Below are 17,107 nucleotides of genomic sequence, written 5' to 3'. Positions count from 1 at the left end.
AGGAAATAAAGATGAAAAAGATTCTAGTTGTGTGCGGAAATGGACTTGGAAGCAGTTTTATTGTCGAGATGAATGTAAAGACAGTGTTGGGGCAATTGGGAGTAGAAGCTGATGTTTCCCATACAGACTTAACCACTGCCAAATCGGAGAAAGCGGATATTTACCTGGGGTCAAAAGATTTAATCTCAACTTTGGACGATGGAACAAGAACGATTATCGGATTGACCAATATCCTTGACCAAGACGAGCTAAAAGCAGCATTAGAATCACATTTATCATAATAGATATATATAAAAAGAGCAGGCGAAAAATCGCCCGCTGAAAAATAAAAAAGACAATTATAGTATAACTTGAGAAATGCTTCAGTGTGAATGATTTTTCTCTCAAAAATAGATAAAGAGACTGATAAAAAAGGTTCTATTTTAAAAGGAGGGGTAAAGATGTTTGATTTTCTGATGAATGATCTATTGGGTACACCTGCAATCCTGGTTGGTTTATTTGCATTGTTCGGCTTGCTTCTTCAAAAGAAAGGAATTGCCGATGTGATCTCAGGTACTTTAAAAACAATCATGGGCTTCCTCATCCTGAACGGAGGAGCAACCATCTTAATTGGTTCGCTTGATATCTTTGGCAAAATGTTTGAGAAGGCTTTTCATATTCAGGGTGTCATTCCGAATAACGAAGCGATTGTAGCGATTGCCCAGCAAACATTTGGCAAGGAAACAGCTATGATTATGCTTTTCGGAATGGTTATGAACATTGTAATTGCCCGCTTTACACCATTCAAATATATTTTCTTAACTGGGCATCATACATTATTTATGGCATGCTTGATTTCAGCCGCTTTTGCAACTGGCGGGGTAACAGGGCTGCCATTGATTATGATCGGATCTATTATTCTAGGTTTGCTGATGGTATTCATGCCTGCACTCGTCCAGCCGTATGTCCGGGAAATTACGGGCAATGACAGCATTGCTGTTGGCCACTTTGGATCTATTGGCTATTTTACAGCAGGTTTTATTGGAAAGCGTGTAGGAGATAAATCTAATTCTACTGAGGATATTAAGGTTCCAAAATCACTCGGCTTTCTGCGTGATACATCAGTTGCAATGTCTTTGACTATGACCATTCTCTTTTTGGTCGTAGCTCCGATCGCTGGCAAAGGGTATGTGGAAACGGAGCTTAGCGGCGGGGTAAACTTCCTTGTGTTCTCACTGATGCAGGCGATTACGTTTGCTGCAGGTGTGTATGTAGTCCTTGCAGGTGTCCGTATGCTTATTGCAGAGATCGTACCTGCGTTTAAGGGGATTGCGGATAAAGTGGTTAAAGATGCCAAGCCTGCTTTGGACTGTCCAGCAGTATTCCCGTTTGCCCCTAATGCAGTTATTATCGGATTCTTATTTAGCTTCGTGGCTGGGTTGATTTCGATGTTCCTGCTTCCGTTATTCGGATTAAAAGTCATAGTGCCTGGCCTGATCCCGCACTTCTTCACAGGTGCAGCGGCAGGGGTCTTCGGAAATGCCACTGGCGGACGAAGAGGGGCGATGATTGGAGCATTTGCCAATGGTCTATTAATCTCCTTTTTGCCGGCCTTATTGCTGCCGGTTCTGGGATCCCTTGGATTTGAGGGGACTACATTCGGAGACTCCGACTTTGGGATTGTGGGAATTCTATTAAGTTTCTTTATTAAACTATTCTCTTAAGCAATGTATTTACTTGGGATTTCACTTTGAAGTGGAATCCCCTTATTTGTTTTTCAAAGAAATTCGGGTAGCACCTGTCACTAGGTAAATCCTTCAATTAAATGGTAAACTATTGGAAGGGAGGGTGATGTATGAGAAAGGTTATGTTTGCCGTTTTTGCTGTCCTGGTTTTGGCCGCTTTGAGCGGGTGCAATAAGGAAGTTAAGCCGCAGGATCGTTTTGCGCAGTATGTGGAGCATTGGAATAAGCAGGAGTTTGAGAAGATGTATGACTTTCTGTCGAAGGATGCGAAGCAGTCCATCAGCAAAGAGGATTATGCTGGCCGCTATGAAAAGGTTTATAAGGATTTAGAGATAAATAATCTGGAGATTACATACAAGCCGGATATGGAGAAGGAATATAAGAAGGAAGAGAGTGCCAGTTTTCCTTTTTCTGCAAGCATGGACAGTGCTGCCGGGAAGATTGAGTTCACCCATGATGCCAAGCTTGTGAGGGAAGAAACGGAAGAAAAAGAAAATTGGTTTGTTGCCTGGGACACGACTTATATTTTTCCAGAGCTTGGTCCGGAGGATAAAATAAACTACTCAACCATTCCAGCTAAGCGCGGCGATATTGTGGACCGTACCGGGGACCCGCTTGCTCTAAATGGCACCCTTTACGAAATCGGTGTCGTTCCTGAACAGATGGGCGCTCAAAAGGAACAGACCATTAAAGGGCTATCTGAGGCACTAGGGGTATCAGAGGAACAGATTCATAAAAGCTTAAATGCCAGCTGGGTGCAGCCGGGATATTTTGTTCCAATTAAAAAAGTCTCCCCTGATGATAAAGATAAGCTGGATAAAGTCTTTGCATTGAAAGGCGTTTTAAAGCAGGATGTCAAAGGAAGAGTATATCCAATGGGTGAAGCAGCTGCACACCTGATCGGCTATGTGGGGTCCATTACAGCGGAAGAAATGAAGGAGCATGATGGCTATTCAAGCACGGATATGATTGGCAAAAGAGGACTTGAGCAGGTGCTGGAAGAACGGCTAAAAGGGGCGAACGGGATCAAAATCGGCATCCAAAAGAAAGATGGCTCTGAAGTCATGCTGGCAGAGAAGCCGGTTGAGAATGGGGAAAATATTCAGCTGACAATCGATATGAATCTGCAGCAATCCCTTTATAAAGAACTGGGAGGAAAGCCGGGAACAGCTGCTGCGATGGATCCAGTGACTGGAGATACGCTGGCGCTCGTCAGCAGCCCAAGCTTTGACCCGAATCAGGCATCACTTGGTTTTACCGCTGATGAGTGGAAGTCGATAGAAGAAAATAAGGACATGCCGCTCTTGACCCGCTTTAAGCAAACCTATGCGCCTGGATCTGTAATGAAGCCTCTGACAAGTGCAATCGGGTTGACGGAAGGAACCTTAACATTGGATGAAACGATTAATGTAAAGGGCCTTCAGTGGCAAAAAGGAAGCGCTTGGGGAGGCTACAAAGTTACGCGGGTAAAAGATCCAGGAGGACCAGTGAACTTTGAAAAGGCGATGATGTACTCGGATAATATTTTCTTTGCCCAGGAGGCACTCGAACTTGGCAAAGAACGGTTTGCAGCAGGGCTCAAGAAGTTTGCATTCGAAGAGGAAATTCCATACGCATTTCCGCTTGAACAATCCAAAATTGGCGGTCTGGACACTGAAATACTCCTTGCAGATTCCGGCTACGGCCAGGGACAGGTAGAAATGAGCATGGTTCATCTTGCAGCGTCTTATACGCCTTTCATCAACAAGGGTTCGATGATTAAGCCTGTATTAATAGAAGAAGAGGAAAAAGGACAGGTGCTGAAAGAAGGCGTGATGAGCGAGGAGACAGCTGATACAATCGAAAAAATGATGGAAAAAGTCATCCAGGCACCAGGCGGAACAGGCCGAGCTGCCTATATGAAAGACTACCCGCTGGCCGGCAAGACGGGAACTGCCGAGCTGAAGAAAAGCGCAGATGAAAAGGGGCAGGAAAACGGACTGTTTGTTGCGTACAATCCGCAATCTCCTAAGCTTTTGATAGCAATGATGATGGAGGGCGTTGAAAACAGCGGAGGGTCGAAGGTGGTAGTAGAGAAAGTGAAGAAGGTCTTTGAAGAGAATAAAGGGAGGTTTTAATAAGAGTGTCTGCATCCTGAAAAAGGGGCAGACATTTTTTTACATGTGCCCCTCTCTAAGACCTATGACCGGGCATTGACGCAGGTCTATTTGCAAAAATAATGGTCTTATTTGCAAAATCAATTGTCCAATTTGCGGGTTAGGCAGTTCTAGTTGCAAAATCTAACACTCTATTTGCAGAAATGACCATTCTATTTGCAAAGTTCACAAATTAGCGCAGGAAAATGAGAATGCAAACCAATTTGGTTTAATGAATAGCCCTAAAACCGTTTCTGTTGGGATTCTCTTTCCAGTTAATTTTAAAGTTAGGGCTTTATCATCTGCTTATTTTATATTTGACAAAATTCAAGCATACCTGCATACACATAATTCTAAAAATTCACAAAAAATTTACCGCATAAAAGCGAAAAAGGTGTTATAATTGCCTGTATATTCTAATAGTTTTTAAGATTAAAGGGGGATTTAGAGATGAGAAAGAGATTTTTATGGCTGGTGCCGATGCTGGTATTGAGTCTGATTTTGTCAGCTTGCGGAGGCGGCGGCTCCAGTTCGACAAGCGGTGAAGGTGATTCGGGGGAAAAGGATAGCGGCAAGACGTTTAGTCTGAAGGCGGGCCACTCCTTAACAGAGGACCATCCGTACCATATCGGTTTGTTGGCGCTAGCTAAGAATGTTGAGGAGCGCACAGATGGCAAGGTGAAGATCGAAGTATTCCCTTTAAGCCAGCTTGGAGCAGAAAGAGAATTGACTGAGGCTCTTACGCTTGGAACAGCTGATATGTCTGTTTCTTCCACAGCGCCCATTGCGAACTTCTATCCGGAAATCGGGATCGTGGACATGCCTTTCTTATTTGAATCACGTGAACACGCTTACAAGGTTCTGGATGGAGAAATCGGTCAGGAGCTTTTAAAAGGGATGGAGAATGTCGGAATTGTCGGTCTTGCATGGGGGGAAAATGGTTTCCGCCATATCACAAATGCGAAGAAGCCAATCCATAAGCCTGAAGATCTAAAAGGCTTAAAAATCCGTACGCAGGAAAACCCTATTCACCTTGATGCATTTAATGCATTAGGTGCTAAGCCAACGCCAATGGCTTGGACTGAAGCGTTAACAGCTCTTCAGCAGGGAGTGGTTGATGCACAGGAAAACCCAATCGTTGTAGCAGATACGTACAAGCTTTATGAAGCAAACCAAAAGTACATGACTTTGACGGGCCACTTGTATTCACCGGCTGTCATCATGTTCAGTAAATCTGTATGGGATACGCTTCCTGCAGAATATCAGGATATCTTAAAAGAGGAATCCAAAAAGGCCGGCGACCAGATCCGCGAACTGATTACAAAGTCTGATGAAGAATCCTTAAAGGTACTGAAGGAACAGGGAATGGAAATCGTTGAAGAAGTGGATGTTGCGCCTTTCCGTGAAGCGATCCAGCCTGTATATGAAAAATATGAATCCCAATTCGGCAAGGAAAAACTTGACGCCATTTTAAACACAAAATAACAAAACAGGGAAACTTGGCGAGTGCCGGACAATAGATGCCGGCACAGACCAGGTTTTTTACACATAAGGGGAAGTCTATGGTGGTAAAAAAAATGGTAGATTCATTGAATGCCTTAATCAAATGGATACTGATCCTTCTCTTTTTCATTATGGTTATCGTGGTTTTCCTGCAGGTGCTCTTCCGGTTTGTGCTGGATCAGCCGCTTGCCTGGACGGAGGAATTATCACGCTACCTGCTTGTGTGGATCACTTTTTTGGGAGCGGGCTATGCCGTGAGCGTTAAAGCGCATCCGAGCATTGAGCTGCTTTTTGAAAAAGCCAATCAAGCGGTGAGAAAAGGGATGCTGCTGTTATCGGCGGTTTTAGTTGTTTTTTTCTTTTATCAAATAATCGTCAACTCATTCGTTTTTATCGAGCGAAGCATGGTGCAAACCTCCCCGGCCCTGCAGCTGCCGATGGGACTGGTTTATACGGTCATTCCGATTGCTAGCATCTTATTTGTCATTAATCTGCTCTACATAACGGTTTCAGAGTGGAGAAAGGAGGCGGGCAGCTGATGGCATGGCTATTATTCGGATTGCTATTAATGCTTTTCCTGATTAATGTTCCGGTTGCGGTGGCACTTGGGCTCGCTTCCATGATTGTGTTAATGGTTCAGGACAATGTTCCGCTGATGGTGATTGTCCAGAAAATGTTTACGTCAACCGATTCTTTTACACTTATGGCGGTCCCGTTTTTCATACTGGCAGGCAAGCTGATGGAATCCGGCGGGATCTCCAGGCGCTTAATTAATTTCTCGAGTACGCTGGTCGGAAGCCTTCATGGCGGATTGGCAATGGTATCGATTGTTACCTGCATGTTTTTCGCAGCGATTTCCGGATCTGCAGCGGCTACCACGGCTGCCGTCGGAAGCATATTGATTCCGGCTATGGTCAAGCGCGGCTATGATAAAAGCTTTTCAACTGCCATTCAGGCTGCCGGCGGTACGATTGGCGTTATGATCCCGCCGAGTGTTCCATTGATTTTATTCGGTGTGATTGCGGGGGCTTCCATTGGGGACCTCTTTATCGCGGGAATCATACCAGGGGTTTTCGTGGGAATGTCTCTCATTCTAGTCGCTTATTTTATTTCCCGTAAAAGGGGCTACGGCAAGGAAGAAAAGAGCTCAATAAAGGAAGTGGCTTTAGCATTCAGGAGCGCTATTTTAGCCATATTAATGCCGGTTATTATTCTTGGCGGCATATATGGCGGGATTTTCACTCCGACAGAAGGCTCTGTTGTGGCAGTTGTATATGGATTGATCGTAGGCCTTTTAATTTATAGGGAAATCAAATGGAAGGACCTGCCGGAAATCTTCATTTCTTCGGCCATCACATCTTCGGTTATTCTATTCATTATATCCTGTGCATCGATCTTTGGCTTCCTGTTAACAAGGGAGCAGATTCCGGCCCAAATTTCAGAAGGAATGCTTGGGATTACGTCCAATGCGATCATGATTTTAATCATTATCAATGTCATTCTCCTGATTGTTGGAACATTCCTTGAGACTTCGGCAGCCATCGTCATCATGGCTCCCATTCTTGTTCCAATCGCATCGGCAGCCGGCATGGACCTCGTCCATTTTGGGGTGATCATGGTCGTGAACCTGGCGATTGGAATGATTACACCGCCAGTCGGGATTAACCTATTCGTCGCATCGAATATCGCCAAGATCCGGCTGGAGCATATCGTTCGCGCGATCATGCCATTCATTATTGTTCTGATTATTGACGTACTAATTTTAAGCTTTATGCCATCAATTAGCTTGTTTTTACTAGATAAATAGAGGTGAAGGAAAATGTATCAAGAGTTATTGGACATGTTAAAAGATCCGGAACGCGTCAGTGTCAATGAAACTGTGCTTGAGCATCATGCTGGGGGCATGGATTATCACGAAAGGAAAAAGCCTGATGTAGTCGTTTTTCCGAAAACAGAGGAAGAAGTTGTTTCCATTGTGAAATATGCTGCTGCCAATAAGGTGGCTGTGGTTCCTTTCGGTGCAGGAAGCAGCCTCGAGGGCCATCTGCTCCCGCTAAAGGGCGGCATCAGCATGGATTTTACACTAATGAATGAAGTGGTGGCCGTTTATCCGGAAGACTTCTTGGTAAAGGTGCAGCCGGGAGTAACGAGAATGCAGCTGAATAAGCATTTGAAAAAGTATGGCTTATTTTTCCCGATTGACCCGGGTGCTGATGCCACGATTGGCGGAATGGCCGCAACAAATGCGAGCGGCACAAATGCCGTGAAATACGGAACGATGAAGCATAACGTCCTAGGACTTCAAGCAGTTCTGGCAGATGGCAGTGTCGCAGCAGCAGGCGGGCAAACGGTGAAGTCATCGGCAGGCTACAACTTGACCGAGCTTTTGGTCGGATCAGAAGGAACACTGGGCATTTTTACAGAAATAACACTGAAGCTTGCCGGAATTCCCGAAGCAACTGTTGTGGCAAAAGCGTCTTTCGAGAGTGTTGAGGCAGCCGGAAAGGCGGCTGAGCTAGTCCTTCAGTCTGGCGTGGGTATTGGAAAAATGGAGCTTGTGGACGCAGCAACGATTCAGGCAGTTAACGAGTTTAAAGGAACAGATTTTGAAGAAGTGCCCACTCTTTTTTTAGAGTACAGCGGAACAGCAGAAGCAACAGAACAGGGAATCGCACTTATCAAAGAACTGATGAAGGATGCTGGAACGGTGAGGTTCGAGTTTGAACATGATTCCCTGAAGCGGGCCCAACTATGGGAAGCACGCCATCAGGCGGCTCTGGCAATTCTTAGCAAAAAGCCTGGCTGCAAGCTTGTGTCGACAGATGTGTGTCTGCCCATTTCACAATTGGCTGTGACCATTGCTCATACCCGCAAGCTACTGGATGATTACAAGCTTGATGGTGCCATTCTTGGACATGTCGGTGACGGAAACTTCCATGTGGCATTCGCGCTGGACACTGAAAACCAGGATGTGATGACGCGCTTTCATGAGTTTAATGAAAAAATGGTAAAGTTCGCGATTGACCATCGCGGCACCTGTACCGGTGAGCATGGTGTCGGCATTGGCAAGATGAAATTTTTAAAGGAAGAACGAAGCACGGCTTTGCCGGTCATGAAAATGATCAAAAAAGCATTGGATCCAAACAATATCTTAAACCCTGGAAAAATCGTAGAAATGGAAGAGGTGCATAGTTAATGACAAGCAAACGTATCGCCGTTTTGCCGGGTGATGGCATCGGGACTGAAGTTGTAAGTGAAGCTGTAAAGGTATTGGAATTATTGAAAAAGCTTGACCCCGCGTTAGACCTGGAGTTTGAAACCTTTGACTGGAGCAGCGAGTACTATCTCCAGCATGGAAAAATGATGCCGGATAACGCACTGGAAACGCTGAAGAAATATGATGCCATTTTGTTCGGAGCAATCGGAGATAAAAGGGTTCCGGATGATGTAACCGTTTGGGAGCTGATCATGCCAATCCGAAAGCAATTCCGCCAGTATATAAACTTAAGGCCAGTCAAAATGCTAAAAGGTGTGCATTCCCGCTTTGAAGGTGAAGAGATTGATTTTGTCATCGTCCGTGAAAATGCTGAGGGTGAATACTCCAACAGCGGCGGCCGTTTATATCCTGGTCTTGATGAGGAAGTGGCTGTCCAAAACACGATAATTACGCGAATCGGCACGGCAAAAGCAGCGAAATTTGCATTTGAATATGCCGAGAAGCATAGCAAGAAATCCGTTGTGAGTGCGACGAAATCGAATGCCATCGTCCATTCGATGAAACTGTGGGATGAAGTGATTCGCACAGTGGCTGAACAATATCCGTCTATCAAACTGGATAGCTACTATATTGATGCACTTGCAGCTTATTTTGTCGAAAGACCAGCTTCATTTGATGTGGTCGTTGCCTCCAACCTATTCGGCGATATTTTAAGCGATCTGGGATCTGCCGTGGTTGGCGGGCTTGGTCTTTCCCCTTCAGCGAATCTGAATCCCGAGGGAGATTTTCCATCCATGTTTGAGCCTGTTCATGGTTCGGCGCCTGACATCGCAGGGAAGGGAATCGCGAACCCGATCGCACAAATCTGGTCAGCAGCCCTTATGCTGGAGCATTTGGGAAGAGCGGATTTATGTGCAGCAATTATCGAAGCCATTGAAGATGTGCTTGTGAAGGGGGAAGTTCGCACACCAGACCTTGGCGGAGCTTCAACTACAAGGGAAATGGGAGCAGCCATCAGCGAAGCTTTGCAGCAGAAACTTCTAGTAAAGGAAGGGTTATAAAATGAGATTGAAGGATGAAGTATTTGTAGTTACAGGTGCTAAAGGCGGGATGGGAAAAGAAACGGTTAAGCGGTTTTTAGAAGAAGGCGCTTATGTGGCTGCGGTCGACTTGAATGTGGAAGGCGATGAACAAACAGACCGTCTTTTGCCGATTGCCGGTGATTTAACAAAGGAAGAAGATGTAGCCAGGGTTTTTTCAGAAGCCAGTGAGCAGTTTGGGAAAATCAGCGGTCTGGTTAATATTGCCGGAATTGCCCAGTCCGCAACACCGATTGAGGAAGTGAGTTTGGCAGATTGGGAGAAGATTATGGCTGTCAACGCGACATCCCTTTTTCTCACCTGCCGTGAAGCTGTACCTTATCTGAAAAAGCAGGGAGAGGGTGTCATCGTGAACATCGCTTCGATTTCGATGGTGCGTCCTCGTCCCGGTTTGAATGCGTATATTGCGTCCAAAGGGGCCGCCGTCTCGTTTTCACAGGCCCTTGCGATTGAGCTTGCTGAGTACGGAATTCGCGTCAATGTCGTGAATCCGGGACCAGCAGACACAGGCATGCTTGGCCAGTTCGCGGCAAAGGATACTGATATTGAAGCAGCAAAGGATACGATTTTTAAAAAGAGCGTGCCATTAGGAAGGCTGATTCAGCCAATTGATATTGCCAATTCACTCGTGTACTTATGTTCAAAAGAATCGGCGATCGTGACAGGTTCTGTCCTGAATGTCGATGGCGGAAGGGGGATATAAGCAGTGGAAGCAACAGGTGCTAAAATCCAAGGCTGCTATATTGATGGAGAATGGGTTGTTCCCGATGAAAATAGATTAATACAAGTGAAGAATCCCGCGGATGGATCTGTTTTGGCTCAAGTCCCACGCGGTGGTGCGGCTGAAGTCGACAGGGCTGTCAAGGCTGCGAAAAAAGCATTCCGTTCGGAGGAGTGGAAGTCACTTCAAGCTCATAACCGGGGAAGGCTGCTGTTTAAAACAGCCGACCTCATCCGTGAAAACAAAGCAGAATTAGCGAGGCTTGAGACACTGAATGTTGGAAAGCCGCTTATCCAGGCAGAAACGGACGTTGAAATTTCTGCCCGCTATTTCGAATTCTATGCAGGTGTGGCAGATAAGATTATGGGAGAAACGATTCCAGTGGAGAGGGGCATCATTGATTATACGGTCCGTGAACCGCTTGGTGTCATCGGGCATATCATCCCTTGGAATTACCCGCTGCAAATTGCGGCAAGGAGCATTGCCGTATCAATCGCAACCGGCAATGCCTCCGTCTTAAAGCCTGCTGAAGATACTCCGCTTTCAACGCTGAAGCTTGTGGAATTAATGGAGAGCCTCGGACTGCCAAAAGGGATCCTCCATGTGGTAACAGGCTATGGCCATGAGGCAGGAGCCGCCTTATCTGCTCATCCTGGTGTTAACCATATTACCTTTACGGGTTCAGTCGAAACAGGAAAGCGAGTCATGGAAACAGCAGCCAAGAATATTATCCCAGTCACCCTTGAGCTTGGCGGCAAGTCACCGAATGTGGTGTTTGCTGACTGCAATGAAGAAATAGCATTGGAGTGGGTATTGAAGTCGATTGTGCAAAATGCAGGCCAAACCTGTTCAGCGGGCTCCCGCTTGGTCATCGAGAAATCGATCAAGGAGGAATTTGTGCAAAAGCTGGCAGCTGCCATGGAGGAGCTGACCATTGGGCCGGGAATCAATAATCCGGACCTCGGACCCGTGTTAAACCAAAAGCAATTCGAACGGATCCAAGGCTTCCTGCAGGAGGCTGAGGACGACGGAATCCGCGTGGCAGCAGGCGGCAAGCGCCAGCCGGTAGAAGGATGCGAATCAGGCTATTACCTGCAGCCGACGATTTTTGACAATGTTCCAGCGAACCACCATCTCGCCCAGGAGGAAATCTTCGGTCCGGTTCTCACCGTTACCACTTTTGAAACAGAAGAGGAAGCCATCGAAATCGCAAACGGCACAGCTTACGGACTTGTTGCAGGCGTTTGGACTGAAAACGCCAGCCGTGCCCACCGAGTTGCCGGCGCGCTCGAATGCGGCCAGGTCTTCATCAATCATTATGGAGCCGGCGGCGGCATCACCCAGCCGTTCGGCGGTTATAAGCATAGCGGCTTTGGGCGGGAAAAAGGCTTGGAAGCGCTGCGGAATTATACGCAGGTGAAAAATGTGGCATTGAAATATTAATGTTTAAAAGACAGTACCCTCTGAAGAAGCGGAGTTTTCAGAGGTGCTGTCTTTTTATGTGTGAAAAATTGCCTCTATAGGAAAAGCCGACTTTTGAATCAGTTTCTATGGTGTTTACTAGGGTAAAGCAAAAGGGTGCTATAAAAAGCCGCCGATGATACTAAGGTGAGCATAGCAGAAATACATATTGTAGAGGAGAAGTGTAATGCGATTAATGAAGTACATAACAGCAGCATGGATGTTTATTTTCTTAGCTGGCTACACTCAATCGGAGGCAAAGGCTTCCCAGCTTTTAAAAGAGGGGTCTGCCGGCTCCGAGGTTACATTTGTGCAGGATTTTATGAAGAAGCTTGGCTATTTTGAAACAGAAACAACTGGCTATTATGGCCCGGTTACAGCTCAAGCGATTTGTGAGTTCCAGCGTGATTTTGGGCTAAGAGTGGATGGGGTCACCGGCACTGAAACAGCCAATATGATTTATCATGTCGACACAATGGCGCACATTGTAAACGGAGAAGCCCGCGGAGAAAGCTACGAAGGGCAGGTTGCCGTTGCCGCCGTCATCTTAAACCGCATGGAATCGAATGAATTTCCAGATGCTATTAATCAAGTTATCTATCAAAGAAATGCCTTTACGGCGATTAATGATGGACAATACAGGCTGCTTCCAGGAAATACCGCATACCAGGCGGTAAAAGATGCCTTTTTAGGCTGGGACCCTACTGGCGGGGCCGTATACTACTATAATCCAAACCTTGTTACAGATCAGTGGATTTTCACTCGTACAGTGATCAAGCGAATCGGCAACCACACTTTTGCCTATTAGCATAAAGAGGCCGGGCTGAGTCCCGGCTAGTTCTTTTATTATTTATTATAATCCCAGAGAATGGTCCATTCATCCATATCCTTCACAGCAAATACCTCTTGGTGGATTTCAAAGTTCCCATATTTTCCTTTAAAGGTTTGAGTGACCTTTATTTTAAAAATCTTTTTAAAACTTGGACCTTCTTTTGCAGGTTTCCAGTTCTTCAATTCTTCTGGTTCACTTAGGCTAAAAGAAAACGTATCGACTCCAAAATGATTCATAAACACGTGGGCTCGGTCTTGGATATAATGGCCTTTCGAAAACTTCTGTTTCATCCATGGATGGAACATTCGCCATGAAGAAGAAAACTCGCCCTGCTGCTCGTAAGAATAAAACTCATCCACTGTATTTATAGCATGCTGATCAGGGGAAGAGAATAAACTATTTAGCAGAAGAATAGCAGCTAACGCGAGTACAATTATGGCAAGTAAAAGTTTCCCCGAATGTTTGCGTCTCATGGAAAAGATCCCCTCTTTTTATGGCTGTCTTTAAAAGAATATTCATTCCGTCCTGGAAACATGTCTGTGGGCAGAATGGTGCCTACTGTATTTAGAAAATTGCGTTTTTTTAACCGAGGATGGGGAACAGATCATTTAAGGCGGAAATAAATGTTTCAACAGCCAGCCAGAAGCAAGGCACAATGTCGCATGCGAAAAGCAGGAGATACCTGTAGTAAAATGCTGAAAATTGTTGAAAGTTAAATACAAAAGTTCTATTATTATGGTAGGAATTAGAAAAAGGCAAATTTATTGAAAAATAAGGACGCAAAGCCGCGAGTCTAAGGTCATGGACTATGATCGTCGGGCTGCCAAAATTGTACGGTTATTACCTGGAAACGTATTTTGATTGTTTACTAGCTGGGTCCGCCACATTTTGGAGGGTCTTTTTGCTCTCATAGCCATTGACATGAGAACCTTTAAAGACCAATATTTCAAACAAGAGAGGTGGAGAAGATATGACAGTGTTATTTGGTTCAGTTGAATACTTTGAAAGAGAAATTGAAGAATATTTAACTGATCACAAAATGGAGGATGCTTCGGAAGAACAATTATCCATTATCACTTCAAAGCTTAAAACGGAACTTTTATACGACTTTGTTTGCGATGAGAGGATAAGGAAACAATGTTTAAATAATCTTATTTTCGCTACTGGAAATGTAAAAAGCGGAGAATACCAGTCAGCTGCGGGAAATTAGCGGATTTGCTAAATTTTATGGGTTTCCAGTAAAGCAGGTGTCAGCCGCCAGCCAAGGACTATAGTCTTTGGCTGGCGGCTGACACTTTTACCTTTTATGGAGGCTAGTCCTCTGTTTTGCAGGCAAATTAAGAGGACTTGTTACCTATTCATTTGCAGCTGCTGTTTCATCTCAGTTTGAACGCGCAGCTGTTCTTCTTCCGGCACGATTAGATACCAAATGTCTCCTATATATTGGCCATCGCCTTCGATGGAAAGCTGATCGATGTTTTTGCCTGTATCTTTATAGTTTTTTTGCATATCAACCATTTCACTAAAGGTAATGTTTGTTTTCACGTTTTTGCCTAGAGCCGCAAGGATATCATCCAAACGGGTCAGAGAACTGAAGCTGGCTCCTTTGTCAATGACTCCTTGGATCACTTCGCGCTGCCTGTGCTGACGCCCAAAGTCACCATTGGGGTCATCTTTTCTCATTCGCACGAAAGCCAATGCTTCTTCTCCGTCCAAATGGATGTTACCTTTGCTGAATTGGTTCATCCCGGCTCTGAATGCCAGGTCATTATAAACATCCACCCCGTTTACGGCATCCACAATGTCTTGAAAACCTTCCATATTCATTTTCACATAATAATTAATAGGGATATCAAGAAAATCTTCAACCGTTTCCATCGCCATCTCTACACCGCCAAAAGCATAGGAGTGGTTGATTTTATCTTCGGATCCCCGGCCTATTATTTCCGTCCTTGTATCACGAGGTATACTCAGCATTTTTACCGATTCGGTTTGCGGGTTTACTGCGAGAACGATCATGGTGTCAGACCGCCCTTTATCTCCCTCGCGTTCGTCAACCCCCAGCATCAGAACGGTGAAAGGATCTTTTTTCTCAAGTGTTATGGTTTGTTCTCTTTTATCTGATTTTTCGCGTTTAATGGGCACATGCATGGTATCTACTGCGGATGTTACAGAATAATAAATGTAAAATCCGTAGCCCGCAACCCCCAGTAATAAAAGAAGAAAAATGATGCCGATTATTCGGAGCCATTTCCTTTTCTTTTTCTTTTCTTTCCTCACAGATTCACCCCTAGTTTCAGTTCCCTTTTGAAATGTTATCCATATGCTTTTTATTATATGGAATTCACTTTATGCCAGCAAATTTTAAAAAGCTTAACTTCTTAATGAACATATAGTAAAGCATACAGAATTTCAATGGTGAATTTTTCTTTTTAAAGGATAAGAAAGTATATAATTTTTGAACGTCGATAACTGTCTGGCTCCAGCGCTACCCCCTCGAGGTCACAAGCCAAGCCTCCCAAAAAGGCAAAGAACGCCTTTCCGGGAGGCTCGTCTTGTGCTTGTCGGGGGTGGGCAAGGCGCTTGCGCTTTTCTTATTCTAGTAAGGAAACCTTTGTAATAGACGGAAGAAGAATCGTGCTTCTTTCCATTTTTGAAGGAAAGGCAAAGGCTGAAAAGCTGGCAGTTGAGGGCCAGCTATAGGGTTATAATGGAAGGGGCTACTTAAAGGATTAAAATGACTAGGCAAGGGGAGTCTTTTCTATTGTTTGGTCGAATGCGGCATTGTGTACAAAGGGGAATAAGCAACAACGAAACCTGAACGTCAATCGCTAATCTTATAAATATTAGTTAATCCAAAGGAAAGATTTCTTTTAAACTTTTAATAGGGAAGAAGGTTTTGCGGTATGTTGTTTTCTCATGGGCCATATAATAAGGATTCTCTATCTGAAATCTCTCTTAATTTTTGAGCGATCACTGATTGCCTTTAGAATAAAAATTTTATCCTGCACAGATAACATTCTCCAGCTTCCAGCTTTAATCTTCATATTATTCCTCTCCTTTATTGTGAATGTATTATTTTTACAATTTCCACTCTACTAGATTTATACCGCGATTTTGAGAAATAAAACAACAAAAGTTTCTACAAAAAATGACTTTAATTGATAGGTTTAATCCCTTTTTCAGCAGAAAAAAGGGTTTTTTAGCAAATAATAGCGGTTAGTTTCATCTTTACCATTAATTTTCGATGGTGTAATTCTCTTTTTTCCTCTATTATCAACTTGGATACATTCAATTCGAGAGGGGAACCAACACTTGAAACTATTAAAAATTTTACTTGCCCTGGGGCTAGTCATAACATTCATTCCAAGTCATTTTGCTCTTGCCTCTGGGACTAAAACAATCGATCATTACATCCCGATGGATATCGATGAAGAATATTGGGCATTTGAAGAAGTGGATAAGTTTATTAATGCTGATATTCTAGATGGTTATATGGATGAAGATTTAAATATGACTGTTCAGCCTGAGAATAAGATCACTCGTGCACAGTTCACGAAAATACTGGTAAATGCTTTAGGGTTGAAAAACAGCGGGAAAGCGAAAACGTTTCGTGATGTTAAACCATCAGATTGGTATTACGAATACGTTAATACCGCCAGCAGTTTAGGAATCATCAGCGGGAAGGAAGATGGCCGTTTTGCACCAAATGCGAATATTACCCGGGACCAAATGACAAAGATGATTGTACTGGCTTTTGAAAAGACTGTACAATTCCCTGATGCAACTAAGCAGAAATTCACAGATGTTGACAGCGAGTACTGGGCTTTTGAGTTTGTTAACAAAGCAGCGGCGAATGGGATTGTAAAGGGTTATGGCGATCTTTTCAAACCACGTAACTTAGCGACTAGAGCGCAGGCAATTGTTATGATCAACAGAGGACTGCAGCAGGAACAATCCAGCCTAGTGCCACAAGAAGAGATAATTGGATTCCTCCATGACCATATTAAGGCGGAAAATCGCTTAGTAGAAACTTCTGCATATAAGGAGCTTACTGCCCTGTACGAAAAAAATGCAGCAGGATTCTATAAAGCAGAGGCTGCTGAATATGGGATGGCAGCATTCCTGATGGATGATGAAGAAGGAACCTTTACTGCAGAAATTCATGATGAAGAGCTGAAGCTTGAAGTAATCTCTGCATCTGACCGCTTTGTAACAGTTGAAGCTACCGGAATGATTGGAACATTCGTTTATAAGAGCCAGGATTTTAATATGGACTTTACTGCAAAAATGGACGGTGCTTATCATCTGAAGTTAGACTCAAACAGCGGAACATGGAAAATCTATCATTATCTTCCTTTCTTTGATGAAGAGGAATTATACTAAGACATAAAGCCGGATCATTTTGATCCGG

Annotated in this window: 15 protein-coding genes and 1 riboswitch; of the genes, 13 read left to right on the top strand and 2 right to left on the bottom strand. The window is 44.3% G+C overall.

The annotated features are described in order from the left end of the window. Nucleotides 1–11: 11 nt before the first annotated feature. From NCCP133_RS12145 to NCCP133_RS12095, 11 genes are all read left to right on the top strand, one after another. Nucleotides 12–281 (top strand): PTS sugar transporter subunit IIB, encoded by a 270-nt coding sequence (locus NCCP133_RS12145; protein WP_264805270.1) that lies wholly within the window; start codon nucleotides 12–14, stop codon nucleotides 279–281. Nucleotides 282–440: 159 nt separating this feature from the next. After that, the gene (locus tag NCCP133_RS12140; protein WP_264805269.1) at nucleotides 441–1,703 is read left to right on the top strand and encodes a PTS ascorbate transporter subunit IIC; all 1,263 of its coding nucleotides are present in this window, start codon (nucleotides 441–443) and stop codon (nucleotides 1,701–1,703) included. A 131-nt stretch (nucleotides 1,704–1,834) separates the two neighbouring features. Further along, nucleotides 1,835–3,841, top strand: coding sequence for a penicillin-binding transpeptidase domain-containing protein (locus NCCP133_RS12135; protein WP_264805268.1), 2,007 nt, complete (start codon nucleotides 1,835–1,837; stop codon nucleotides 3,839–3,841). Nucleotides 3,842–4,309: 468 nt separating this feature from the next. Next, nucleotides 4,310–5,344, top strand: coding sequence for a TRAP transporter substrate-binding protein (locus tag NCCP133_RS12130; RefSeq protein ID WP_264805267.1), 1,035 nt, complete (start codon nucleotides 4,310–4,312; stop codon nucleotides 5,342–5,344). Between the two features lie 77 nt (nucleotides 5,345–5,421). Beyond that, entirely contained in the window at nucleotides 5,422–5,901 is a 480-nt protein-coding gene (locus NCCP133_RS12125; RefSeq protein ID WP_264805266.1) for a TRAP transporter small permease, read from the top strand. Beyond that, nucleotides 5,901–7,169 (top strand): TRAP transporter large permease, encoded by a 1,269-nt coding sequence (locus NCCP133_RS12120; protein WP_264805265.1) that lies wholly within the window; start codon nucleotides 5,901–5,903, stop codon nucleotides 7,167–7,169. Before NCCP133_RS12125 ends, NCCP133_RS12120 begins: the two co-directional genes overlap by 1 nt. Before the next feature lie 12 nt (nucleotides 7,170–7,181). Beyond that, the gene (locus tag NCCP133_RS12115) at nucleotides 7,182–8,558 is read left to right on the top strand and encodes an FAD-binding oxidoreductase (protein WP_264805264.1); all 1,377 of its coding nucleotides are present in this window, start codon (nucleotides 7,182–7,184) and stop codon (nucleotides 8,556–8,558) included. Then, nucleotides 8,558–9,640, top strand: coding sequence for a tartrate dehydrogenase (locus NCCP133_RS12110; RefSeq protein ID WP_264805263.1), 1,083 nt, complete (start codon nucleotides 8,558–8,560; stop codon nucleotides 9,638–9,640). The genes NCCP133_RS12115 and NCCP133_RS12110 overlap by 1 nt, the downstream gene beginning before the upstream one ends. Nucleotide 9,641: 1 nt before the next feature. Continuing rightward, on the top strand, nucleotides 9,642–10,382 hold the full coding sequence (locus tag NCCP133_RS12105) for an SDR family NAD(P)-dependent oxidoreductase (RefSeq protein ID WP_264805262.1): 741 nt from the start codon (nucleotides 9,642–9,644) through the stop codon (nucleotides 10,380–10,382). A gap of 3 nt (nucleotides 10,383–10,385) precedes the next feature. Further along, nucleotides 10,386–11,843, top strand: a complete 1,458-nt coding sequence (locus tag NCCP133_RS12100; protein WP_264805261.1) for an aldehyde dehydrogenase family protein — start codon at nucleotides 10,386–10,388, stop codon at nucleotides 11,841–11,843. Nucleotides 11,844–12,048: 205 nt separating this feature from the next. Then, nucleotides 12,049–12,669 (top strand): cell wall hydrolase, encoded by a 621-nt coding sequence (locus NCCP133_RS12095; protein ID WP_264805259.1) that lies wholly within the window; start codon nucleotides 12,049–12,051, stop codon nucleotides 12,667–12,669. A 38-nt stretch (nucleotides 12,670–12,707) separates the two neighbouring features. Here NCCP133_RS12095 and NCCP133_RS12090 read toward each other — a convergent pair whose 3' ends face one another. After that, nucleotides 12,708–13,166 (bottom strand): hypothetical protein, encoded by a 459-nt coding sequence (locus tag NCCP133_RS12090; RefSeq protein WP_264805258.1) that lies wholly within the window; start codon nucleotides 13,164–13,166, stop codon nucleotides 12,708–12,710. Between the two features lie 271 nt (nucleotides 13,167–13,437). Next, nucleotides 13,438–13,521: riboswitch (cyclic di-GMP riboswitch) on the top strand. Between the two features lie 142 nt (nucleotides 13,522–13,663). Here NCCP133_RS12090 and NCCP133_RS12085 point away from each other — a divergent pair. After that, nucleotides 13,664–13,903 (top strand): hypothetical protein, encoded by a 240-nt coding sequence (locus NCCP133_RS12085; RefSeq protein WP_264805257.1) that lies wholly within the window; start codon nucleotides 13,664–13,666, stop codon nucleotides 13,901–13,903. A gap of 140 nt (nucleotides 13,904–14,043) precedes the next feature. Here the strand turns inward: NCCP133_RS12085 and NCCP133_RS12080 are convergent, their stop codons facing one another. Further along, complete coding sequence (locus tag NCCP133_RS12080; RefSeq protein ID WP_264805256.1) at nucleotides 14,044–14,973, bottom strand: LCP family glycopolymer transferase; 930 nt, start codon at nucleotides 14,971–14,973, stop codon at nucleotides 14,044–14,046. Between the two features lie 1,035 nt (nucleotides 14,974–16,008). On the opposite strand from NCCP133_RS12080, the gene NCCP133_RS12075 reads away from it, so the two are divergent. Continuing rightward, nucleotides 16,009–17,079 carry an S-layer homology domain-containing protein gene (locus NCCP133_RS12075; protein ID WP_264805255.1) on the top strand — a complete coding sequence of 357 codons (1,071 nt, stop codon included), beginning with the start codon at nucleotides 16,009–16,011 and terminating at the stop codon, nucleotides 17,077–17,079. Nucleotides 17,080–17,107 lie beyond the last annotated feature (28 nt).

This window comes from Cytobacillus sp. NCCP-133, from assembly GCF_026011715.1.
Classification (GTDB): Bacteria; Bacillota; Bacilli; order Bacillales; family Cytobacillaceae; genus Cytobacillus.
The sequence above is the reverse complement of the archived record's forward strand: the minus strand, read 5'-3'. Positions and strand labels throughout refer to the sequence as shown.